Raw genomic sequence first — 22,875 nt, 5'->3', positions numbered from 1 at the left:
TTCGTCAGATACAAAAAAGGCCACTCTTTCGAGCAGCCTTTTTTGATGTTTGGTTGCGGGAGCCGGATTTGAACCGACGACCTTCGGGTTATGAGCCCGACGAGCTACCAGACTGCTCCATCCCGCGTCTGTGTGGCGGCATTCTACAGAGCAACGCCGGGGTGTCAACCGTTAATCGGCCGATGGGTCAAATAAGTGCGAATTAGCCTCGGATTGTCACGCACGGGTGGTAAGTGCGCGATTGGAAAAGGTTTTTTGTCAGACAATCGAAAAGAGGGCTAAAACAGACAGGCACAAAAAAGGCCACTCTTTCGAGTAGCCTTTTTTGATGTTTGGTTGCGGGAGCCGGATTTGAACCGACGACCTTCGGGTTATGAGCCCGACGAGCTACCAGACTGCTCCATCCCGCGTCTGTGTGTCGGCATTCTACAGAGGAACGCGAGTGTGTCAACCGCTGATTCAAAGAAAAGCGCTTGTGGTTCAATCGGTTAGCTCTCCAAGGTGGCCCCTTGATGGGCCTGCGGGCCAGTCTGGCCGAGGCTTTCAGCTCTATCGGGGGGTGAGTTTCGATTGAGAAAATGAATTCATGTGCGAATTTTCCCACCGCTTAGGCGGAAGATTCAAACTACTGGTGCTATATACAGGTGTGAGTGAGATACTGCCCGCCTGTTCGTTTTCTGCCCAGAACCACTGCCTTATATATGACGCAGCGCAAAATCATCCACGTCGACTGTGATTGCTTCTACGCCGCCATCGAGATGCGCGACGACCCGACCCTGGCGCAAAAACCGCTGGCGGTGGGCGGCTCGGCAGACCGGCGCGGGGTGATCGCCACCTGCAACTATGAGGCGCGGGCCTACGGTGTACGTTCGGCCATGTCGTCCCGGCACGCCTTGAAGCTGTGCCCGGACCTGACCATCGTCAAACCGCGCATGGATGCCTATAAAGAAGCGTCCAAGGAAATCCAGACGATCTTTCGCGACTACACCGACCTGATCGAACCGTTGTCCCTGGACGAAGCCTACCTGGACGTCTCTGACAGCCCACATTTCGGCGGCAGTGCCACGCGCATTGCCCAGGACATTCGCCGGCGGGTCTCCAACCAATTGCACATCACCGTTTCTGCGGGCGTGGCGCCGAACAAGTTCCTCGCCAAGATCGCCAGCGACTGGAAAAAGCCCAACGGATTGTTTGTGATCACCCCCGACCAGGTCGAAGACTTTGTCTCGGCGCTGCCGGTGAAAAAGCTCCACGGCGTGGGCAAGGTCACGGCTGACAAGCTGGCGCGGTTGGGGATTGAGGATTGCCTGCAACTGCGGGACTGGAACAAGCTGGCGCTGGTGCGTGAATTCGGCAGCTTTGGCGAGCGCCTCTGGAGCCTGGCTCGTGGGATCGATGACCGTGTGGTGCAGAACGACAGCCGGCGGCAGTCCATCAGTGTGGAAAATACCTACGATGTCGACCTGCCGGACCTGCCCAGTTGCCTGGAAAAATTGCCTGAACTGATGGACACCCTCGCCGGGCGCATGGCGCGCATCGACAGTAGCTATCGGGCGGGCAAGCCGTTCGTCAAAGTGAAGTTTCACGACTTTACCCAGACGACCCTGGAACAGGCCGGAGCAGGGCGGGACCTGGAGAGTTATCGGCAGCTGTTGACCCAGGCGTTCAATCGCGGCGGCAAGCCGGTGCGATTGCTGGGGATTGGGGTTCGATTGCTGGATTTGAGTAACGGCAACGAGCAGCTTGAGCTGTGTTGGTAGGTTATCCGCGTAGCAGCTGTCGAGCCCCAGCGAGGCTGCGTCAGCGGTGTATCAGGGACACCGCTGACGCAGCCTCGCTGGGGCTCGACAGCTGCTACGGGAGGTTAGCGTGCCTCAGGGTCTGCTACCAGGCGACCTGCATCCTTGGTCAAGGCCTGCAGGAATTCCTGCTGCAGCTCCGGATCATTACGGGTCAGCTCGATCAGGCTTTGTTCAAGCTCACTGGCTTCCTCTTCCAGGCCCAGCTCCGACAGGCGCTTGACCCGGTGCACCCACTCGTTGACCTCGTCGTCTTCCAGGTCGTCGTAGATCAGCGCATGTGCTTCGAGCAATTTGCCCCGCAGGGTGCTGCTGATGGCCAGTGACGAGTCCGAATGCACGTCATCCTGGGCATCCTCAACACTGATCTTCAGGGTGCTGATGCGGTTCAGGTCATGTTCGGCAAACGGGCTGTCCAACAGGTTCAGGCGCAGTACGCCATTACGGTCGGTGGTCAGGTCAAAGGTTTGCTTGCCGGCGGTCACCTGCACCGGGCGCTCGCTCCAGGGCAGGCTCGAATACTCCACGCGCTTGTCGCGCTGGACTTCATCGATGCCCGCCAGGTTCTGTTGCGCACGGCCGTTGGATTGCACGTTCATGAACGGGTTGATCCCGTCCACGCCGTAGCTGAGCCAGTCGCGGGTCATGCTCGCAGGCAGGTTGCCCAGGGCGAAGATATTCGCCACGTTGGCGCCGACACCCGCCACGAGCGCAACCGCGCCAAGGGGCATCTCATAGAGTTTGCGCCAAGGCTGGTAGGGCGTGTAGCGGTCGTAGCGACGGGTGACTTCGAATTCGGTGACCTCAAAGGTCTTTTGCTCGTGAATGCGAACCCGGCGTTGCGGCAGCTCCAGCACCTTGGGCTCGCCCACATCGATCTGCAGGCTGTGATCGAGCAATTTGCGCTCGATGCGTTCCTCGTGCTCGCTGCGTTGCGACATCTGGTTGGCGCAGCCGCTGACCAGCAGGGCGCCACATAACGTGGCGCCCCCCAGGGCTATGGTGTTTCGCTTGAACATGACGACTCTTGATCTGGTTTTCAGCGACGAATACGCGCCTGAAGGAAAGACAGCACGTCAGCCACCGGCAACGGTTGGGCTTCGGCTTCGGTCCGGCTCTTGTATTCCAGATTGCCATCGGCCAGGCCGCGGTCACTGACCACGATCCGGTGCGGGATGCCAATCAGTTCCATGTCGGCGAACTTGATGCCCGGGCTGGTTTTCTTGTCCCGATCATCCAGCAGCACTTCAAAGCCGGCAGCCGTCAGTTCGGCGTACAGCTTGTCGGTGGCTTCGCGTACTTGCTCGGTTTCGTAGCGCAGCGGTACCAGGGCAACCTGGAATGGCGCCAGGGCGTCGCTCCAGATGATGCCTTTCTCGTCGTTGTTCTGCTCGATGGCAGCCGCAACCACGCGGGAAACACCAATGCCGTAGCAGCCCATTTCCAGGGTGATCGGCTTGCCGTTCTCGCCCAGCACTTCGCACTTCATCGCCTTGCTGTATTTGTTGCCCAGCTGGAAGATGTGCCCGACTTCGATGCCGCGCTTGATTTCAAGCGTGCCCTTGCCATCCGGGCTTGGATCGCCGGCTACCACGTTACGCAGGTCGGCCACGGTCGGAACCGGCAGGTCACGTTCCCAGTTCACGCCGAAGTAGTGCTTGTCATCGATGTTGGCACCGATGCCGAAGTCGCTCATCAGCTCAACCGAACGGTCGATGATGATCGGCAGCGGCAGGTTCAACGGACCCAGGGAACCGGCGCCGGCGCCAATGGCGTCGCGCAGTTCGGAGTCGGTGGCCATGACCAGCGGGCTGGCAACGCCTGGCTGCTGGGCGGCCTTGATTTCGTTAAGCTCGTGGTCGCCACGAATCACCAGGGCGATCAGCTTGCCTTCTTCCTCGGCACGCACGATCAGGGTCTTGATGGTCTTTTCAATCGGCAGATTGAATTTTTCCACCAGGGCCGCGATGGTCTTGGTCTCAGGCGTGTCCACCAGGCGCAGCTCTTCGCTTGGCGCAGGGCGGGAAGTTTCCCGTGGCACGGCTTCGGCTTTCTCGATGTTCGCCGCGTAGTCGGAACCGTTGCTGAACACGATATCGTCTTCACCGGATTCGGCCAGCACGTGGAACTCGTGGGAGCCGGCACCGCCGATGGAACCGTTGTCCGCTTCAACCGGGCGGAATTTCAGGCCCAGGCGGGTGAACACGTTGCAATAGGCGGTGTGCATGCGGTCGTAGGTGACCTGCAGGGACGCCTGGTCAGCGTGGAACGAATAGGCGTCCTTCATGATGAATTCACGGCCGCGCATCAAACCGAAGCGTGGGCGGATTTCGTCACGGAACTTGGTCTGGATCTGATACAGGTTGAGGGGCAGCTGCTTGTAGCTGCTCAACTCGTTGCGCATCAGGTCGGTGATGACTTCTTCGTGGGTCGGGCCGGCGCAGAAATCGCGGCCGTGACGATCCTTGAAGCGCAGCAATTCAGGGCCGTACTCTTCCCAGCGCCCGGATTCCTGCCACAGCTCAGCCGGTTGGGTGCTCGGCATCAACACTTCCAGAGAGCCGGCAGCGTTCATTTCTTCACGAACGATGGCTTCGACCTTGCGCATCACCTTCAAGCCCATGGGCAGCCAGGTGTACAGGCCCGAGGCCAGTTTGCGGATCATGCCGGCGCGCAGCATCAGCTGATGGCTGATCACGACCGCGTCGGAAGGCGTTTCTTTCTGTGTGGCGAGCAAATATTGACTGGTGCGCATGGTAGGCCGTTGTCGGTTGCTTGGACTTTAAATGACTTTGGATTGTACGGGCGCTTGCTGCCGACGTACAGGCATCTGGTTGCTGGAGCGGGGCTTCTGTGGGAGCTGGCTTGCCTGCGATGCAGGCAACACGGTGTATCAGTTGCACCGCGGTGATGCTATCGCGGGCAAGCCAGCTCCTACAGTGATTCGTTTTCCTCGGGAGGATTCAAGCGAATCCGCCGGCTTTCCTGGAACCAGTGCAAGGCGATCAGGATCAGCGTCGGCACACCCAGCAGGCAGGTGACCAGGAAGAAGTTGTGGTAACCGAATTTCTCGACCATCACCCCTGAATACCCGCCGATCAAGCGTGGCAGCAGCAACATGATCGAGCTGAGCAAGGCGTATTGGGTGGCAGAGAATTTCAGGTTGGTCAGGCTCGACAGGTACGCGACGAATGCTGAGGTCGCCATGCCTGAGCTGAAGTTATCCAGGGAGATGGTGAAAATCAGCATCTGCAGGTCCGGGCCCATGTCGGCGAGCATCACGAACAGCAGGTTGGTACCGGCCGATGCAATGCCGCCGATAAACAGGATCGGCAGGATGCCGAAGCGCACGATCAGCAGGCCGCCCATGCCGGCACCCAGCAGGGTCATGATCAGGCCGAACACCTTGCTGACGCCGGCGATCTGGTCCTTGGTAAACCCCTGGTCGATATAGAACACGTTGGCCATCACGCCCATCACCGTGTCCGACATCCGATAGGTCGCAATCAACCCCAGCAGCAGGAAGGCTTGCCAGCGGTAGCGCAGGATGAAGTCGTTGACCGGCGTGAGCACCGGCGCCAGGCCTCGGCGACCCATGGTCGACAGGCACAGGGTGGTCAGGATGATATAGAGGATGGCCCGCAGGAACGCGCGGTCTTCCAGCAGCAGATCCAGCAGGCTGACGCCGTGGAACAGCACGCTGGCGAAGTCTGTGTTGTACAGCTGGGTAAACATCGCCGGTACCGACACCAACAGCACGATCAGTACGAACACCGAGACCAACTGGTGCGCAAAACTGTAGCGCCCGGCCTGTAACTGGGTGCGCAGTGGCACATTGGGTTCGCGCATGAACAGGGTGGTCAGCAACGCAGGCACCATCAGCGCACCGAACAGCACATAAGTGCCAGCCCACGCCGAGTGCTTGTAATTGAAGCCGGTGGAGCCAAAGCCTTCAGCGAAAAACAGTGCACCCGCGGTGGCCAGCAGGGCGGCCACGCGATAACCGGACATATAGCTGGCGGCCAACGCGGCCTGCTGGCTGTCGCTGGCGATTTCCAGGCGGTAGGCGTCGACGGCGATATCTTGCGTGGCGGAAGCGAAGGCGACGATCACGGCGATGGCGATCAGCCAGGACAGGTGCTTTTGCGGATCGCAGAACCCCATGCCGATCAATCCGAGGATCACCAGCGTCTGGGACAGTACCAGCCAGGAACGACGACGTCCGAGCTTGCCGAGCAGCGGCAGGCGCCATTGGTCGAGCAAGGGCGACCAGACCCACTTGAAGGCGTATGCCAGGCCGATCAGGCTCGCATAACCGATGGTTTCGCGGGCCACACCGGCCTCACGCAACCACACCGAAAGCGTCGAGAACACCAACATGTAAGGCAAGCCGGCAGCAAAGCCGAGCAGCAACAGCACTAACGTCGAGGGGCTGGCATAGGCGGCGAGCGCGGCGCGCCAGGTTTTACGGGGCATGGGCTGGAGTCTGCCTCAGAATTACGCAAATAAAGCGCGCACTCTAACCGCTGTGCTCTACCGGGCGCCAGCCATGACGCTGAATATCAACACGATTGTTCAGGATGCTGACACCTTCGCCGCGCAAACGCGCGCGTTGCTCGTCACCTGAGGCACTGCCCACCGGCAGACTTATCCGACCGCCGGCACCCAGCACCCGGTGCCAGGGCAGTTTGGTGTCCTCGGGCAGTTGGCTCAGGGTACGGCCCACCCAGCGCGCGGCGCGCCCCAAACCGGCGAGGCGCGCCAGCTCCCCGTAGCTGATTACGCAGCCCTCAGGCACTTGGGCGAGAGTCAGGTACAGCACCGTGCGGCGCATTTCGGCCGGGCTTTGCGGGGCGTCGGTCGTTTCGTTCACGCTGGGCATATCCGATGAAAATGTTCGTCTATTTGTAGGAAACGTCTGCAAATCTAACGTTAAGCATGGAACTCGATAGCAATACCCGAGTCAGTCCTTGCTAAGAAGTTATCCACCCCGATAATGCCCGTTTTTTCGCCAAACTCGAGCCCCATATCTGCTTATGTTGTCCAGAACCCTGCTATGCCTCGCTGTTTTCAGCGCCTCCACGCCGCTGCTCGCCGATACCGTCTGGTTGAAGAACGGTGACCGCCTGACCGGCAAGATCAAGGTTTTCGACGGTGGCAAACTGTTGATCCAGACCGACTACGCTGGCGCCATCCCGGTGGACTGGAAGCAGGTCAAGACCCTGGAAAGTGACCAGGAGCTTCTGGTCAAGCAGGATGCCTATACCGGTGAGAAGGCCAAGTCCCTGCAGGCGGCGGATGACGGCAAAGTCACCCTGGCCAACGGCGAAGCGCCCAAGACGGTCGAACTGGCCAGTATCCAGCAGATCATCAAGCCCAAACCCGTGATCGAAGACCTGGTGTGGAAGGGCAATGTCGATATGGCGCTGGACTATAAGCGTGCGGAAAAAGACACCAACGACTACGACATCGACTTCAAGACTACCGCGCGTCATGGCCAATGGCGGCATACCGCCCAGGGCGAATACAACCGCGAATTCCAGGACGATGTGACCACCACCGACAACTGGGCGCTGGAATACGACCTGGACCGGTTTCTCACCGAACACTGGTTCTGGCAGGGCCGCCTGACCTACAAGCGCGACAAGGTCGAAGACCTGTCTCGCCAGCGCACGGTGGGTACCGGCCCGGGCTACCAGTTCTGGGATGACGAACTGGGTGCGTTCTCCCTGGGTTCGCTGGTCAACCGCACCGATTACGAATATCAGGACGGCGGCAAGGACAACTTCTACTCGCTGGCCATGAAGTGGAACTACAACCGCTACCTGGTGGGCAAGACCGTCGAATTCTTCACCAATGGCGAGCTTGGCAAGCCGTTGGCAGGGCCGTCCGACTATTCCCTGGACGCGGAAATGGGCCTGCGCTACAAAGTCACCGAGTGGGCCTCTCTCAACCTCAAGGCCGAGCGCGACGTTATTAGTGGCGACTCGGAAAGCGCGTTGAGCAAGACCCGCTATACCGCTGGGTTCGGCGTCACCTGGTAAAGGGCCATCGGGTCATTACAGGCGCAACCCGCCGTCCATTTCCAGGATCCGCCCGGTGTAGTAGTCGTTCTCGAAGATATACGCCGCCGAATGGGCAATCTCCTCGGGCCGCCCCATGCGCTTGAGGGGAATGCCCGAGGTCATCTTCTCCAGTGCCTCGGGCTTCATGCCCAGGGTCATCTCCGTCTCGATAAACCCCGGTGCAATGCCCGCCACGCGGATGCCGTAGCGCGCCAGTTCCTTGGCCCAGGTCACGGTAGCGGCCGCCACGCCGGCCTTGGCGGCGGAGTAGTTGGTCTGGCCGACGTTACCGGCGCGGGAGATCGATGAGATGTTGATGATGGTGCCCTGATTCTTCAGCTCCACCATTTTTGCCGCCACTTCACGGGTACACAGGAAGACGCCGGTGAGGTTGACGTCGATCACCGCCTGCCACTGGGCCAGGCTCATCTTGGTCATCTCGCCGTCCTTGACCTTGAGCAGCAGGCCATCGCGCAGGATCCCGGCGTTGTTGATCAAGCCGTTGATCGCGCCAAAGTCTTCGGCGATCTGTGCCACGGTCTGGGTCACCTGTTCTTCATTCGCCACGTTACATAGGTAGGCCCGGGCCTTCACGCCATGGGCCTGGCAGGCGGCCACCGCCTGGTCGAGCTTTTCCTGATTGAGGTCCACCAGCGCCAGGTGCGCGCCTTTGGCTGCAAAATACTCGGCCATGGAACGGCCCAAACCCTGGCAACCGCCGGTGATAATGATTACTTTGTCGTTGAGATGCATTCGCAAGTCCTGTGGGCAGAATGAAGCGACTATCCAGGTTTATTTTTTGACGATATTTATCAAAGGAGTCATAAGTTGAGCGCGCACGTTGCCAAGAATGCCCGAGAACTACTGCTCAAGGAATACCGTGGGGCACTCGCCACCCTGTCCAAGGCCATGCCCGGTTTCCCGTTTGGCTCAGTGGTGCCGTACTGCCTGGATGCCGAGGGCCGGCCGCTGATCCTGATCAGCCGCATCGCCCAGCACACCCACAACCTGCAGAAAGACCCCAAGTGTTCGCTGTTGGTGGGTGAGCGTGAGGCGGACGACGTGCAGGCGGTAGGGCGCCTGACCTACCTGGCCGAAGCCGAGAAACTCGAAGACAGTGCCGAGATTGACGCCGCCGCCGAGCGTTACTACCGCTATTTCCCGGATTCGGCCAACTACCACAAGGCCCATGATTTTGACTTCTGGGTGCTCAAGCCGGTACGCCACCGTTATATCGGTGGGTTTGGCGCGATCCACTGGGTCGACCAGTTGACCCTGGCCAACCCGTTCGCCGGCAAGGCCGAGCTGAGCATGATCGAACACATGAACAGCGACCACACCAAGGCCATCGCCCATTACGTCGAACTGGCAGGCCTGCCGACCACCGATCCCGCGCAATTGGCGGGCATCGACAGCGAGGGCATGCACCTGCGCATCGGCCAGGCGCTCTATTGGCTACCCTTTGCCGAGCCTTGCAACACGCCGACACAAGTGCGCGAGGCCTTGGTTTTCCTGGCTCACGCTGAGGTCTGGCCGAAAAAAGCAGGCGCTGAAGCTTGAATTCACGAAACGGCGACGTCATCTAAGGTGAAGTAGCAAGGCATTCTTGCGTTGAGGAACCATTTGATGCGCCCTTTTTTGTTGCTCTTTTTGTTGTTTCCGGTGCTGGAGCTGTTCGTATTCGTACAAGTCAGCAGCGCAATCGGGTTTTTCCCGGCACTGCTGCTGATCATTCTCGGCTCGATGCTCGGCGTGCTGGTGCTGCGCGTCGCCGGCCTGGCCACGGCGCTGCGTGCCCGTGAAAGCCTGAATCGCGGCGAACTGCCGGCCCAGACCATGCTTGAAGGCCTGATGATGGCCTTGGCCGGTGGCCTGTTGATCCTCCCGGGCTTTATCAGCGATGTGGTGGGCCTGGTCATGTTGTTGCCCTTCACCCGCAAGTTGCTGGCGGGCAAGATGCGCCAGCGTGCCGAAGAGGCGGCGATCCGCCAGCGCGCCTTTGCCGACGACCTGCAACCCCGTGGTGGTCCGGCCCCGCGCCAGCCTCTGGGGCGTGAAGGTGACGTGATCGAAGGCGAATTCGAACACCGCGACCCCAAGTAATCCCTTCAGCGGCACGGCACCTGCGGGTGCCGTGCGGCGTTTGAAGACTCCCCCGACACAAAAATTTTCATCTCTGCACCCTTGTAATAACCTTATGCGCCCTTATGTAACGGTCACCGCAAGGTTTCTGGTGGCGACACCAGACAGACTTCCGCGTTTCGCGCCGCGAACCGCGACCGGCACCGCCGGAATTTAACCTGCCGGAATTGACACCGGCTGATGAAAAACACAATTAGGAGAGATCGACAATGAGCAAGCTTCGTCCTCTGCATGACCGCGTCGTCATCCGTCGCAGTGAAGAAGAAAAGAAAACCGCTGGCGGTATCGTGCTGCCAGGTTCGGCTGCTGAAAAAGCCAACCACGGTGTGATTCTCGCTGCTGGCCCAGGCAAGACCCTGGAAAACGGTGAAGTACGTGCGCTGGCTGTGAAAGTGGGTGACAAGGTTGTTTTCGGCCCTTACTCCGGCAGCAACACTGTGAAAATCGACGGCGAAGACCTGCTGGTAATGGCTGAGAACGAGATTCTCGCTGTTCTGGAAGGCTGATTTCCCCGCTCATCTTCCCGTTACTACAAAGTATTTAAGGAATATCGATCATGGCTGCTAAAGAAGTTAAATTCGGCGATTCCGCCCGTAAGAAAATGCTCGCCGGTGTAAACGTCCTGGCTGACGCAGTAAAAGCGACCCTGGGCCCTAAAGGCCGTAACGTGATCATCGAGAAGAGCTTCGGCGCTCCGACCATCACCAAGGACGGCGTTTCCGTCGCCAAAGAAATCGAACTGGAAGACCGTTTCGAAAACATGGGCGCGCAGCTGGTCAAAGACGTTGCCTCCCGTGCCAACGATGACGCAGGCGACGGCACCACCACCGCTACCGTTCTGGCCCAGGCCATCGTCAACGAGGGCTACAAGGCTGTCGCTGCCGGCATGAACCCGATGGACCTCAAGCGCGGCATCGACAAGGCGACCATCGCCGTTGTTGCCGAGCTGAAAAACCTGTCCAAGCCATGCGCCGACACCAAGGCCATCGCTCAGGTAGGCACCATCTCCGCCAACTCCGACAGCTCCATCGGCGACATCATTGCCGAAGCCATGGAAAAAGTCGGTAAAGAAGGCGTGATCACCGTTGAAGAAGGCACTGGCCTGGAAAACGAACTGTCGGTTGTTGAAGGCATGCAGTTCGACCGTGGCTACCTGTCCCCGTACTTCGTCAACAAGCCAGAAACCATGGTTGCCGAGCTGGACAGCCCGCTGATCCTGCTGGTTGACAAGAAAATCTCGAACATCCGCGAAATGCTGCCAGTGCTGGAAGCCGTTGCCAAAGCCGGCCGCCCACTGCTGATCGTTTCCGAAGACGTTGAAGGCGAAGCCCTGGCGACTCTGGTTGTGAACAACATGCGTGGCATCGTTAAAGTCGCAGCCGTCAAGGCTCCAGGCTTCGGCGACCGTCGCAAGGCCATGCTGCAGGACATCGCCGTACTGACCGGCGGTACCGTTATCTCCGAAGAGATCGGCCTGAGCCTGGAAAGCGCCACCCTGGAAAACCTGGGCAGTGCCAAGCGCGTGACCATCTCCAAGGAAAACACCATCATCGTTGACGGTGCTGGCGTTGATCAGGACATCCAGGCTCGCATCACTCAGATCCGTGCCCAGGTTGCCGAAACTTCCTCGGACTACGACCGTGAAAAACTGCAAGAGCGCCTGGCCAAGCTGTCTGGCGGCGTTGCAGTGATCAAGGTTGGCGCTGGTTCCGAAGTTGAAATGAAAGAGAAGAAAGCCCGCGTTGAAGACGCCCTGCACGCAACCCGCGCAGCCGTTGAAGAAGGCGTGGTACCTGGCGGTGGCGTTGCGCTGATCCGTGCTCTGGAAGCCCTGACCAACCTGACCGGCGACAACGCCGACCAGAACGTCGGTATCGCTGTACTGCGTCGTGCTGTTGAAGCACCGCTGCGTCAGATCGCTGCCAACTCCGGCGACGAGCCAAGCGTTGTGGTCAACGAAGTCAAGAACGGCAAAGGTAACTACGGTTACAACGCTGCGACTGGCGTCTACGGCGACATGATCGAAATGGGCATCCTGGATCCTACCAAGGTGACTCGTTCGGCTCTGCAGGCAGCAGCCTCCATCGGTGGCCTGATCCTGACCACCGAAGCAGCCATTGCTGACAAGCCTAAGGCTGAAGGCGCTGGCGGCGGCGGTATGCCAGACATGGGTGGTATGGGCGGCATGGGCGGCATGATGTAAGCCAGCCTTACCCCGCTACTGAAAAACCCCGCCTGCAGCGATGCAGGCGGGGTTTTTTTATGTGCGTACCTCAGCTGAAGCCGCGGCGCCCCAGGAGTTTCTTGAAACTGAACCCGCGGGCCAGCATCAGCTGCGGGGCGGGCGGCAAAGATGCCACGGGTCCCGGTGCAGCAATGCCGGATGGCGGATCGACAGGCACGTGCGCGGTTTTTTTGATGGGCGCCGGTTGGGGCCGCTCCCAATGGCCGGACATGATCACCATGCCCAGCAGTTTCAGGGTATTGCCGTAGTAGTCCTGATCCCTGATGGACCGGCGTTGCAGGTTGTCCCAAATATTATTGAGCCACGGCTGATTGTCGGGGCTGATCATCGCGCTGACCCCCAATGCCGCCACAAAGGCCGGCTCATTCTGGTCTTCCTCGATGGCGCTGCCGTCGATGCGGTAGCCGCTGTTGAACGCGCCCGGCTCATCGTGGGTGGTGGAGCGTGCCCAGCGGTTGAAGGCGGTCAAGGTGTACAGGGCACGAGGGTCACCGTACATCAGGTAATCCAGGCCGATGCGCCACGGGTAGCGGGCGGCATTCCATGAGTAGCCACCGTCGTATTGACCTTCCACCAACTCGGGGCGCGCCGGGGTGAGCGAGGTGTCCAGGTGGCTGATAAAGTCCGGCACCAAGCCACTGTTGGCGCTGTAGCGTTGGGTGAAGGCGCTGATGATCGAATAGTTCTTGTCGCGAACCGCCTGCCAGCGTTTATCCCCGGTCATGGCGAAGAAGCTGTAGAGGTGCGACTGCATGAAGTCCGAGCTGCGGGTGGTGTACTCAAGCTCAGGGTCGCCGTCGGTGCCGGCCCAGTCGCCGAGTATCAAATGATGCGTCCTGGGGTGCACCTCGTGTTTCATGATCGCGGCCATGACGGTGTTGGCCTCGTTGCGATAATCGACGGTGCCCTGGCTGCCCCATTTTTGGTCGGCCAGCAGCAAGGCGTAGGCGATGTCCAGGTCGCCGTCGGTGGCGCTGACGTCACCGCGGAACGGGTCGGTGGAATCGCCGCATCCTTCGATCTGGTTCCAGGCCATCAAGCCCGGATCGGAGGCCGCCGGGTGATCCTGGAAGTAGCGCACCATGCCGTCGAAGATTTTTTGGGCGTCGTCATCGTAGTCGGCCATCATCACCGTGAGCAGCATGCCGTAGCCATGGGCCTCGGACACCGTGATGGTGCCGGGCGCGGTGCCACCGCCCACTGGTTTGTGGTCGGCGTTGACCTTGACGAAATACCGGCCGCTGCCGCATTCCCCCGACAGATACACCGCCTTCCAGTCCTTGTAGAACCTGACCAGTTGCTGATCCATGATCGCCTGGGGCTGGCGATTGGGCAGGATCGAGCCGGGGTAATAGGGCGCGTGAACACTTTGGGCTGCAATGCTGCCCGACCAGGAACCAGCGGCCATGCACAGTGATAACACCAGCGTAGACAGATGCCGTTTAGGGTGACGCATGAAGTGACTCTCCAACCTGATCCAAAGGGCATGGACTCAGGATGGCGCGGGCGATCCTGAATCAGGTCGCGAGGTTAGCGGCAGCGCGCAGGTTCCACTGTCACAGGCTGTAACAGCCTAACCCGGGCGCAGCGCCAGGGTCAGGGTCAGGCGCGCGCCGCCCAATGGGCTGCGGGTGATCGACAGCTCCCCGTGGTGCCAATGGCAGGCTCGCTTGGCCAGCGCCAGGCCGAGGCCAAACCCGCTGGGCTCGTCACCGCCCATGGCCAGGCGAACGAAGGGTTCGAAGATCTTTTCGCGGTTTTCCGGCAACACACCGGGGCCGTCATCGTCCACATGCAGCACCAGGTGTTGGCCCTGGCACGAGGCACTGACGTTCACTTGTTCGCGGGCGTACGTGATGGCGTTGCTCAGCAGGTTGCGCACGATCAGGTGCAGCAGGGCGCGATCACCGATCAGCTCCAGGTCGGCGGGGTTGGTGTCCAGGGTGAGCAAGCGATGGTGCCCGTCCAGCAGGGCAAACTCCTGTTGCAGCCAGTCACGGATATTGATCGGCTCATGCTGCAGGTCGCTGGGTGCATCGGCCAGCCGCGCAAAGGCGAGGCTGGCGCGAACCAGCGACTCCAGCTCCTCGATGTCGGTTTGCAGCCGCTCTTGCAGGCGGATGCGGGTGTCAGGGTCGGCACTTTTACTCAGCAGCGCCAGGGCAAATCGCATCCGGGCCAGGGGCGTGCGCAGTTCGTGGGACACCGCCTGGGAAACCTCGCGGTGGCGTTCGCCCATCGACGTGATGTCCTGGGCATGCTGTCGCAATGTCAGCAGCAGCGGGGCCCACTCCTGGCTCATCGCCGGCAGCAGCGTGTTGGGTGTGCGGGCGAGTGCCGCAACGCTGGCGTTGAGGGTGTTGAGGTCGTGGGTGTATTTGCGTCGGGCGCGCAAGGTGAGCCAGAGCAACAGCATGACCGGCAGGCCGGCGACACAGGCGGTCAGCCAATACACCGGGTATTGCATCAGGTCCTTCACTTCGGCGGTGCCCCACAGGGGGCCGAATTGAATCACCGTGTCGTCGTCCAGCGGGAAGTAGGTGATGTCTTCATCACTGTTCTGTGCCGGTTGATGGTGGTCGAGCATGACGAGGGCTTCCGGCGGCAGCTCAATATCATCCTTTTTCACCAGGCTCACCGGGTACTGAAAGCGCGCTTGCAGCGCCTCGATCTGCGCCTCGCGCTGTTCGGCGGGCAACGCCTTGAGTTGCTCGGCCACCAGATAACCCGGGCCGGCCATCAGGCGCAGGAAACTGTAGTCGCCGATAAACACCGCAGCGTTCGTGCACAGCCACAACAGGTAAAGGGTGAGGGCCGCCCAACTGGTACCGGCTGCGATGGCCATCCATGGGCGTACTTTAGACAGCATGCTGGCTCCCCGTCGGGATCTCGACGAACAGGTATCCCTGGGCGGTGATGGTCTGGATGGTCACGGGGCACTCAAGGCTCATCAGTTTTTTGCGCAAGCGCGATACCCGCATGTCAATCGAACGATTCAGGCCGTCGTACTCCAGGCCGCGCAGGCGCTGGAGCAGTTTTTCCCGGGTGAGCAATACGCCGCAGTGACGGGCGAAGATGGCGAGCAGCTCGAATTCGGCCACCGAAAACTGCAAGGGCGCCTCGCCAAGCCACGCGAAGTGGTTGTTCAGGTCCAGCCGAAAAGTGCCCCACTGATAGTAACTGCGGTGTGCCTGAGGATGGCGGCGCAGCAGCGAGCGGATCCGCGCCAACAACAATAAAGGGTCGATCGGCTTGACCACATAGTCGTCGGCCCCGGCGGCAAACCCCACCAACTGTTCGGCGTTCTCGTCCAGGGCGGTCATCATCAGGATCAGCCCGGGGTAGTGGTCGCGAATCTGGCGGCACAGGGTAAAACCGTCGATGCCCGGCAGCATTACATCGAGGATCAGCAGTGCCGGCTGTTCATCGCGGATACGCTGGGCGGCGCGGTCGCCACGGTGTTCCACCGCGACAGTAAATCCCTCGGCGCGCAGGAACTCGGCCGTGAGTGCCGCCAGGGGCAGGTCGTCTTCGATCAGCAGCAGGGTATCGGACATGGCTCAGCGGGATCGTTGCCAGAAAAGTGCGCAGAGTGTTGCGCCCTTGCCCCCGGCGAGGCAAGGGCTGTTCATCACGCGGTTGCGGCCTGTATTGGGGATGTTTTGACTGGCCGGTACAGCAAGAAGTAATACGCCCCCAAACAGATCAGCCAGCTGAAAATCGCCGTCCACACGTTATGGGAAAGAAAGTGCGCGCCTTGCATCGTGCGGCTCACCGAAAGCACCGTGCCCAGCCCCAGGGCAAACATAAATGCCCAACGCGCCATCCTCGGCCGGCGATCCCGCAGGGCAAAAAACAACGCAAACAAGGCAAAGCCGGTGGCCGCATGCCCGCCCGGCCAGCAGCGCCCGGGTTTGTCGGTGGGCGGTCGGGGGCTCAGCAGTTCGCTGTAGGTCTCCTGGCCGCCAAACTCCTTGACGCTCCACGGGCATTGCACTGCGGTCACGGTCTTCAACGGCGATACAAACGAGGTGGCCAGTGCCAGCGACAACACCAGGCAACCCAGTTCCCGGCGATAGGGTTTGAGCCGCTCCACCACAAATGCCCCGGCAAACCCGGCGATGGCCAATACCGAAAACACGATCACCATCTGCTTGGCGCGATCGTGAAGAATGTCCTCCAGAAAAAAACTGTGCCGGCCCACGAAGCCGCCTTCGCCAGCGTTGTAAAACAACTTGGCCACGTCCATGTCCAGCGATGTCAGCTCCAGCAACAGCATGAGCACCGCCAACACCGCAGGCACGCCGAGGCCCAGCCAGAAGTTGAGGGGGTTGGAAACGGGACGAACAGCGACTGCTTGCATGGCGAACTCAAACTCTAAAAAAAGCCCCGGACAGTCCTGGCCAGGGCGTTTTGGTTAGCGTGCACTCACCTGGGGGACTTCGTCCTTGGGCGTCTTCCAGCTCAGCAACTGTTGTTTGTAGCCGTAACTGGCGCCCTGGTAGTAGGTAATGGCGCGCTGGATCAACGGGTCATCACTGCCAACCTGGGACTCGTGGCTGTCGCCCAGTGCCTGGTCATGGCGGCGCAGGCCTTGGCGCGGGCTGAGGATCGCCAGGTCGTTACCGTCGAACAATCCCAGGTATTGGTAATTGCCCACCACTACCCGTGGCGGCAGCGGGTTGTCCTGCAGCAGGTTGCGGCCAAAAAACGTCGACTCGTAGCTCAGGTTCAGCAAGCCCAGCAGCGTCGGCGCCAGGTCGATCTGGCTGGCCAGCTTCGCGTTCTCGCCGGCGTCGATCAACTTGGGGGCGTAGATGAACAGCGGAATCTGGTAATTGACCATCGGCAAGTCTTCCTTGCCCGCGCTGCCTGCGGTGTGGTCGGCGACGAAGATAAAGATAGTGTTGTCGAACCACGGCTTCTGGCGCGCCGCGTCCAGGAACTGGCCGATGGCGTAGTCGGTGTACTTCACCGCGCCGTCGCGACCGTCGCCGGATTTGATATCAATGCGGCCCGCCGGGTAGGTATAGGGGCGGTGGTTGGAGGTGGTCATCAGTTGCAGCAGGAAGGGTTGCTGCTTGGCGTAGTCTTCGTCCGCCAGTTTCAGCGTTTGTTTATAGAGGTCTTCGTCAGCCATGCCCCAGGCGTTTTTAAAGCTGATTTCTGACTCGGGCACGCTGCTCTGGTCAACCACGCGGTAACCGTTGCCGCTGAAAAACGCGTTCATGTTGTCGAAGTAGCCACGGCCACCGTAGACAAACACGCTGTCATAGCCAACGGCGTTGAGCTGTTGGCCCAGGCTGCCGAAGCCGCTTTCACGGCCGATGCGCTTGACGATGGAGCGTCCCGGCGTCGGTGGAATGGCCAGGGTGATGGCTTCCAGGCCGCGGTCGGTGCGGGTGCCGGTGGCGTAGAAGTTATTGAAGTACAGGCTTTGCTTGCGCAGCGCGTCGAGGTTGGGCGTGAGGTTATTCGCGTCGCCGTTGCTGCCCATGTACTTGGCACTGAAGCTTTCGATGGTCACCAGCACGATATTGGGTTTGCGCAGCGTGCCCGGGTTGGTAATGGCGCGACGGATATCCAGCGGGTCAGTGCCGATAAACCGTGCATTGGGCTCGCTGAGTTCGGCGCGCAACTGCTTGGCGACCACATCGGCCGGCAGGCTCTTGTAGAACTGGTTGTAGTCCAGTTCGTTATTACGGAAGGCCGCGAAGAACTGATACGGGCCGTTGCTCGCCAGTTCGTTGTTGTAGGCGTTACCGCCCTGGCTGCGCGGGCGGTCCTGGTTGATCAATTGCAGGCTCAGGCCGGCCACCAGCAACAGGCCCAGGGCGCTGATCAGGCGTTTGCGCATGGCAGGCAATGGTGCATTCATCGCGGCGTTGAACGCTTTGCGCAAAGCCAGGCTGAGGACGATGGCCATCACGGCCAGCAGGCTCAGCAGCTTGCCGATCGGATACGACTCCAGCAGGTTGTTCAGCACCTCTTTGGAGTAAACCAGGTAATCCACGGCAATGAAGTTGAAGCGCACGCCGAACTCGTCCCAGAACAACCACTCCGCCACGCTGGTGAAGAGCATGGCGAACAGGCTGACGGTGAGGACTGCCTGCAGGAACCAGCGATGGCCACGGCGGCGCCACAACGCTGGTGGGCACAGCAACAGGTACAGGCCCAGGGGCAGGGCGGCATAGGCGAGGAAGCCCAGGTCATAGAGCAGGCCCACACCGAATACCGGCAGCAGGTTGCCGCTGACTTCGTCCAGGTGGGATACCAGCAGCAGGATGCGGGTCAGTAGAAAAACCACCAGCCAGGCACCGGTCACCAACAGCAAATAGCGCATTGGCGCCGTTTTTGGAAAGCCCATGGCAATGTTCCTTATTTTCGATGGGCGCGATCTTCGCGCTGACACTGTAGTCAGGTTGTGAACCTATAGTGAAAAACTCGTTAACACCCGCAATCGGTTGAAAACAGTAATCGGCGCGGCCTTCAGGCCTAGCCGTGAGCCATACTTGGCCTTAAGCTGCGCGAGCCAACACGGCCGTTACCGCGTACGGAGACACTGCCCATGCGAATTTTATTGGTTGAAGACAACCGCGATATTCTGGCCAACCTGGCCGATTACCTGGGGCTGAAGGGCTACACCGTAGACTGTGCGCAGGACGGTTTGTCGGGCCTGCACCTGGCTGCCACCGAACATTACGACCTGATCGTGCTCGACATCATGCTGCCTGGCATTGATGGCTACACCCTGTGCAAACGCCTGCGCGAAGATGCCCGCCGCGACACGCCGGTGATCATGCTCACTGCCCGCGACCAGTTGGACGACCGGCTGCAGGGCTTCAAGTCCGGCGCCGATGACTACCTGCTCAAGCCGTTTGCGCTGTCGGAACTGGCCGCACGCATCGAAGCGGTGCTGCGCCGTGCCCAGGGCGGCGGTCGCCGTGCGTTGCAGGTCGGTGACCTGAATTACGACCTCGACACTCTGGAGGTTACCCGCGAAGGGCGCCTGCTCAAGCTCAACCCGGTCGGCCTGAAGCTGCTGGCGGTGCTGATGCAAAAAAGCCCTCACGTGTTGCGCCGCGAAATTCTCGAAGAAGCCCTGTGGGGCGATGACTGCCCGGACAGCGACAGCTTGCGCAGCCATGTCCATCAACTGCGTCAGGTGATCGATAAACCCTTCGCCAAACCGTTGCTGCAAACGGTGCACGGTGTGGGTTATCGCCTGGCCGAGGGTCGTGATGGAGTTTAAGCAAAGCCTTGCCCAGCGGATCATCATTGCCTTCGCCTTGATGAGCGCGTTGGTGGCGGGGGCCTTCGCCATGGGCATCGTCGCCACGGTGCACCTGGTGGAAGAAAAGCTCATTTCGGCAGGCCTGGGCGGTGACTTGCAACGCCTGCTGCTGATGGACAGCGTCGAGGACTGGAGCCACCGTCCCGAGCCCGACCAGTTGTTCTACTTCAGCGGCGGCCCCGGCGATTTCGAGCTGCCCAAAGACTTGCGCCACCTGGACGCCGGTTTTCACGAGGTGTTCCGCGAGCAGCTTTCCTACCACGCGATGGTCGAAATCGTCGACGGTCGCCGCTATGTCCTGCTGCAAGACCAGAGTGATTTCGAAGAGCGCGAGCGCGTTCTGTTTGCCGTGGTGCTGGTGGGGTTTGTGCTCAGCCTCGCGCTGGCGGTGTTCCTCGGCTGGGTGCTGGCCCGCAAGGTCATGGCGCCGGTGGTGCGCCTGGCCCGCCAGGTACGCCATCGCGACCAGTTACTTGGCCTGGCGCCGCCCCTGGCCCCGGATTATGCGGCGGATGAGGTGGGCGAGTTGGCCGTGGCCTTCGACGCGACCCTGGGCCGCTTGCGCCAGGCGTTGTCCCGGGAGCAGCTGTTTACCAGTGATGTCAGCCACGAGTTGCGTACTCCGCTGATGGTGCTCGCCAGTTCCTGCGAATTGTTGCTGGAGAATCCGGCCATTGATCAGCGCGGCCGCAAACAGGTTGAACGCATTGCGCGGGCCTGTGAAGAAATGCGCGAACTGGTGCAGACCTTCCTGATGCTGGCCCGTGCCCAGCGCGAGGAGGCGGGCATGTCGCCCCAGGCCAACCTGGCGCAGGTGGCCGACGATCTGCTGGGAATCTGGCGTGAGCCCATCGAGCACAAGGGCCTTGAGTTGGTCTATCAGCCCGGCGCACCGTTGGATACCCGCTACAACGCAACCTTCCTGCACGCGGTGATGGGCAACCTGCTGCGTAATGCACTGCATTACACCGAACGTGGCTTTATCCGCCTCACCCTGGAGCCGAGTGGCTTCGTGGTGGAAGACTCCGGCGTGGGGATTCCCGAGGACAAGCGCGAAGCGATGTTCGAGCCATTTGTGCGCGGCAGTGAAAAGCGCGGCGAAGGCCTGGGCCTGGGGCTGTCCCTGGTCCAGCGCATCTGCGAAAACCAGGGCTGGAGCGTCAGCCTCAGTACCATGGAGCCCAATGGCTGCCGCTTTCATGTCGAGTTGAGCCCGGTCAAACCCTGATACCTGTCCTGCCGCTATCCTGCGGCAGAATCCCCATTTTTCGCCGAAGATGGCAACATGCCACGACTTGTATCTGCAAAGTTTTGTAATGTATAGGATTCGACAGGACAAGTTTTTCACAACGTGTTGACCTGTTGATCACAGGATTCTGCTTAGGGTTGTAGGCATCAGTAACTGGGGACCCGTTGATGCCTACTCCGACCAAGCTCGAATTTTCCGAAAAGTACGACGATCAACACGCGCAGAAATATTTGCTCAAGCATCAGGACAATCTGGCTCGCCGGTTGTCCCACAAACGCGACGAGCAATTGGCGCGGGGTGCGCTGGCCATGGCCGGTGAGCCTGGCCTGGTGCTGGACTTACCGTGTGGGGCGGGGCGTTTCTGGCCGCTGCTGGCAGAAAAGCCCAACCGTGTGATCATCGGCGCCGACAATTCAGCGTCGATGTTGAAGATCGCCACTGTCGCCCAACCGGCGGATGTGGTGAAACGGGTACGGCCCTTGCAGACGTCTGCTTTTGATATTGATTTGCCAGACAACGCAGTCGACAGCATTTTCTGCATGCGCTTGATGCACCACATCGGTGATCCCGCGCACAGGCTGACAATACTGCGTGAGTTTCAACGTGTTACCCGCGACAGCGTGATTATCTCGTTGTGGGTGGACGGCAACTTCAAGGCCTGGAAACGCAAGCGCGCCGAAGTGCGCCGTCGCAAAAAGGGTGAGCAGGAAGGTTACCAAAATCGATTCGTGTTACCGGCTGCTACTGTTGAAGCAGAGTTTGAACAAGCCGGTTTCCGTATTCAGGAATCACTGGACTTCATACCGCTCTACGCCATGTGGCGAGTGTATGTATTGCGCAAGAGGTAACAGGATGGCTGTCGAGTGTTTAGCAGGTAGTGAAGTAGCTCCCGAGGAGCGATTTGATTATTTCTGGCGCCAGCAGGGCGAGTGGGTCGAGGAACCCAATCGTCGTCGTGGCGGTGAAAGTGGTGTGCAACGGGTGATGGGCACCAATGGTCGTTTGCTCTACAGCAAGCGCCAGACCGGCCATATCTACCGCAGTTGGCTCCATCCTTTTGGACGCCCCACTGTGTTGCGTGAGCGCGATGCCCTCAAGGGCCTGCGTTTGCTGGATGTACGCGTGCCGGAACTGGTGTTCTGCGAAGCCCGCCGCGACCCGGAACACCAATGGAAGGCGTTGCTGGTGACGGCGTCGCTGGACGGTTTCGACGAGATCGAAAACTGGTACGCCGCGGGTGGTCGTGAGCAGTACGGTGAGTTGGTGCACGAGCGCCTGCTCAAGGAATTGGCCGGTACCCTGGCGCGGATGCACAAGGGTCGTTGGCAGCATGGTTGCCTGTATATCAAGCATATTTTTGTGCGGGTCACGGGCGAGGGCGATGCGGCCAAGGTGGAAGTGGCGTTGCTGGATTTCGAGAAGTGCCGCCAGCGGTTGACCGCGTTGCGGGCGGCTCGGCATGACATGCTGCAATTGCGTCGCCATTCGTCGTGGAATTCTACGGACTGGAAAAAACTCAGCTACTTTTACGAGACGGCGTTTGGCAGCGCTATCAAAGGTTTAACGTAATGAAGCTAGAAATTGCACGAGGTTTGTTTCTGTTGGGGGCGTTGGGCATAGCGGCCCTGGCCCTGGCTGCTTGGGAGCAGCCCCGGACACAAGTCCTCAGTGCGGTGCAGGGTGCCGGGCAGCAATGCCCGATGCCGCGGATCGCCAAGGTCGGTGTTACGGCCAAGCCTGATCATGAGTTGTTGTTGTTCATGTTTGGGATGTCCCAAGGGATGAGGCCACAAAGTTGAAGAGATTGAAGCCCAAATAAAAGGCCTCGCTGGTTCGAGGCCTTTTATTTGGGCTTGGTTTTTTGGGGGGGTATTGAGTACATATCCGTTATTTAGGTAACGGCTACTTATGGTTCCGCTCTTACAGCGGGTCACTTTTGGCAAACGCCCGGAATGCCGGCCCAGCCAAAAGTAACCAAAAGGTCTTTGCCCCACCACTCGGTGCCTCGCTTAGGCTCGGCATGCCGGAACGAAGGCCCGGTTCCGCGGGCCGCCGCGACGGGCCATCCATGGCCCGGCGCG

At 60.1% G+C, this 22,875-nt stretch carries 21 protein-coding genes and 2 tRNA genes; 11 read left to right on the top strand and 12 right to left on the bottom strand.

From position 1 onward, the window contains the following. Positions 1–50 precede the first annotated feature (50 nt). Together HX875_RS25280 and HX875_RS25275 are read right to left on the bottom strand one after the other, a co-directional pair. A tRNA-Met gene (locus tag HX875_RS25280) sits at positions 51–127 on the bottom strand. Positions 128–333: 206 nt separating this feature from the next. Then, positions 334–410: transfer RNA gene (locus HX875_RS25275), tRNA-Met, on the bottom strand. Positions 411–701: 291 nt separating this feature from the next. On the opposite strand from HX875_RS25275, the gene dinB reads away from it, so the two are divergent. After that, entirely contained in the window at positions 702–1,760 is a 1,059-nt protein-coding gene (gene dinB, locus HX875_RS25270) for a DNA polymerase IV (protein ID WP_177046791.1), read from the top strand. Between the two features lie 104 nt (positions 1,761–1,864). Here the strand turns inward: dinB and HX875_RS25265 are convergent, their stop codons facing one another. From HX875_RS25265 to HX875_RS25250, 4 genes are all read right to left on the bottom strand, one after another. Continuing rightward, positions 1,865–2,818 (bottom strand): hypothetical protein, encoded by a 954-nt coding sequence (locus tag HX875_RS25265; protein WP_177046782.1) that lies wholly within the window; start codon positions 2,816–2,818, stop codon positions 1,865–1,867. Between the two features lie 20 nt (positions 2,819–2,838). Further along, positions 2,839–4,554: a proline--tRNA ligase gene (locus HX875_RS25260; protein ID WP_003208614.1), complete on the bottom strand. Its 1,716-nt coding sequence runs from the start codon at positions 4,552–4,554 to the stop codon at positions 2,839–2,841. A gap of 179 nt (positions 4,555–4,733) precedes the next feature. Next, positions 4,734–6,275, bottom strand: coding sequence for an AmpG family muropeptide MFS transporter (locus HX875_RS25255; protein ID WP_177046780.1), 1,542 nt, complete (start codon positions 6,273–6,275; stop codon positions 4,734–4,736). Positions 6,276–6,318: 43 nt separating this feature from the next. Next, on the bottom strand, positions 6,319–6,681 hold the full coding sequence (locus HX875_RS25250) for an MGMT family protein (protein WP_177046778.1): 363 nt from the start codon (positions 6,679–6,681) through the stop codon (positions 6,319–6,321). Between the two features lie 154 nt (positions 6,682–6,835). Between HX875_RS25250 and HX875_RS25245 the strand changes: the two genes are divergently transcribed. Beyond that, on the top strand, positions 6,836–7,843 hold the full coding sequence (locus HX875_RS25245) for a DUF481 domain-containing protein (RefSeq protein WP_177046776.1): 1,008 nt from the start codon (positions 6,836–6,838) through the stop codon (positions 7,841–7,843). Between the two features lie 15 nt (positions 7,844–7,858). On the opposite strand, the gene HX875_RS25240 is transcribed toward HX875_RS25245, so the two are convergent. Next, positions 7,859–8,617: an SDR family oxidoreductase gene (locus tag HX875_RS25240; protein WP_177046774.1), complete on the bottom strand. Its 759-nt coding sequence runs from the start codon at positions 8,615–8,617 to the stop codon at positions 7,859–7,861. A 75-nt stretch (positions 8,618–8,692) separates the two neighbouring features. Between HX875_RS25240 and HX875_RS25235 the strand changes: the two genes are divergently transcribed. From HX875_RS25235 to groL, 4 genes are all read left to right on the top strand, one after another. After that, positions 8,693–9,424, top strand: coding sequence for a HugZ family pyridoxamine 5'-phosphate oxidase (locus tag HX875_RS25235; protein ID WP_177046772.1), 732 nt, complete (start codon positions 8,693–8,695; stop codon positions 9,422–9,424). Between the two features lie 66 nt (positions 9,425–9,490). Beyond that, positions 9,491–9,967 carry an FxsA family protein gene (locus HX875_RS25230; protein WP_177046770.1) on the top strand — a complete coding sequence of 159 codons (477 nt, stop codon included), beginning with the start codon at positions 9,491–9,493 and terminating at the stop codon, positions 9,965–9,967. A 248-nt stretch (positions 9,968–10,215) separates the two neighbouring features. Next, positions 10,216–10,512, top strand: a complete 297-nt coding sequence (locus HX875_RS25225) for a co-chaperone GroES (RefSeq protein WP_003208599.1) — start codon at positions 10,216–10,218, stop codon at positions 10,510–10,512. A gap of 50 nt (positions 10,513–10,562) precedes the next feature. After that, entirely contained in the window at positions 10,563–12,209 is a 1,647-nt protein-coding gene (gene groL / locus HX875_RS25220; protein ID WP_177046768.1) for a chaperonin GroEL, read from the top strand. 70 nt (positions 12,210–12,279) lie between these two features. Here groL and HX875_RS25215 read toward each other — a convergent pair whose 3' ends face one another. From HX875_RS25215 to HX875_RS25195, 5 genes are all read right to left on the bottom strand, one after another. After that, complete coding sequence (locus HX875_RS25215) at positions 12,280–13,707, bottom strand: glycosyl hydrolase family 8 (protein WP_177046766.1); 1,428 nt, start codon at positions 13,705–13,707, stop codon at positions 12,280–12,282. A 117-nt stretch (positions 13,708–13,824) separates the two neighbouring features. Then, positions 13,825–15,120: a sensor histidine kinase gene (locus HX875_RS25210; RefSeq protein WP_177046764.1), complete on the bottom strand. Its 1,296-nt coding sequence runs from the start codon at positions 15,118–15,120 to the stop codon at positions 13,825–13,827. After that, positions 15,110–15,808 (bottom strand): response regulator transcription factor, encoded by a 699-nt coding sequence (locus tag HX875_RS25205; protein WP_177046762.1) that lies wholly within the window; start codon positions 15,806–15,808, stop codon positions 15,110–15,112. Before HX875_RS25205 ends, HX875_RS25210 begins: the two co-directional genes overlap by 11 nt. Positions 15,809–15,882: 74 nt before the next feature. After that, positions 15,883–16,614, bottom strand: coding sequence for a phosphatase PAP2 family protein (locus HX875_RS25200; RefSeq protein ID WP_177046760.1), 732 nt, complete (start codon positions 16,612–16,614; stop codon positions 15,883–15,885). Positions 16,615–16,668: 54 nt separating this feature from the next. Beyond that, positions 16,669–18,618 carry an LTA synthase family protein gene (locus tag HX875_RS25195; RefSeq protein WP_177046758.1) on the bottom strand — a complete coding sequence of 650 codons (1,950 nt, stop codon included), beginning with the start codon at positions 18,616–18,618 and terminating at the stop codon, positions 16,669–16,671. Between the two features lie 201 nt (positions 18,619–18,819). On the opposite strand from HX875_RS25195, the gene colR reads away from it, so the two are divergent. From colR to HX875_RS25170, 5 genes are all read left to right on the top strand, one after another. Further along, the gene (colR, locus tag HX875_RS25190; RefSeq protein WP_003208587.1) at positions 18,820–19,503 is read left to right on the top strand and encodes a two-component system response regulator ColR; all 684 of its coding nucleotides are present in this window, start codon (positions 18,820–18,822) and stop codon (positions 19,501–19,503) included. Further along, positions 19,493–20,773, top strand: a complete 1,281-nt coding sequence (locus HX875_RS25185; RefSeq protein ID WP_177046756.1) for a sensor histidine kinase — start codon at positions 19,493–19,495, stop codon at positions 20,771–20,773. The genes colR and HX875_RS25185 overlap by 11 nt, the downstream gene beginning before the upstream one ends. 188 nt (positions 20,774–20,961) lie before the next feature. Beyond that, entirely contained in the window at positions 20,962–21,642 is a 681-nt protein-coding gene (locus HX875_RS25180) for a class I SAM-dependent methyltransferase (RefSeq protein ID WP_177046754.1), read from the top strand. 4 nt (positions 21,643–21,646) lie between these two features. Further along, on the top strand, positions 21,647–22,363 hold the full coding sequence (locus HX875_RS25175) for a lipopolysaccharide kinase InaA family protein (RefSeq protein ID WP_177046752.1): 717 nt from the start codon (positions 21,647–21,649) through the stop codon (positions 22,361–22,363). After that, positions 22,363–22,593: a hypothetical protein gene (locus HX875_RS25170; protein ID WP_177046750.1), complete on the top strand. Its 231-nt coding sequence runs from the start codon at positions 22,363–22,365 to the stop codon at positions 22,591–22,593. The genes HX875_RS25175 and HX875_RS25170 overlap by 1 nt, the downstream gene beginning before the upstream one ends. Positions 22,594–22,875 lie beyond the last annotated feature (282 nt).

This window comes from Pseudomonas yamanorum (assembly GCF_013386765.1).
Taxonomy (GTDB): Bacteria; Pseudomonadota; Gammaproteobacteria; order Pseudomonadales; family Pseudomonadaceae; genus Aquipseudomonas; species Aquipseudomonas yamanorum_A.
This window is presented reverse-complemented; position numbering and strand designations above follow the sequence as displayed.